At 67.7% G+C, this 248-nt stretch carries 1 protein-coding gene; it reads left to right on the top strand.

The window, feature by feature from the left end; genetic code table 11:
• Positions 1 to 248: aminotransferase class I/II-fold pyridoxal phosphate-dependent enzyme (locus G5A07_RS21580; RefSeq protein ID WP_191864007.1), on the top strand; the 248-nt coding region annotated here is incomplete at both ends.

The following is a 248-nucleotide window of genomic DNA, read 5'->3' on the forward strand; positions in this document are numbered from 1 at the left end:
CAGTATGGCACCTCGGCGTCGGCAAGCCGCATGGTGGCCGGCGAGCGGCCGGTCCAGCGCGAGCTAGAGCGCGCACTGGCAAGCGTCTACGAGGTCGACGACTGCGTCGCCTTCGTCAGCGGGCATGCCACCAACGTCACCGTGATCGGATGCCTGTTTGGCCCCGGCGACCTGATCGTGCATGACGCGTTGGCGCACAACAGCATCGTGCAGGGGGCGCAGCTCAGCGGCGCCAAGCGGCTGAACTT

It is taken from the genome of Stenotrophomonas sp. AS012628, assembly GCF_010608305.1.
Classification (GTDB): domain Bacteria; phylum Pseudomonadota; class Gammaproteobacteria; order Xanthomonadales; family Xanthomonadaceae; genus Stenotrophomonas; species Stenotrophomonas geniculata.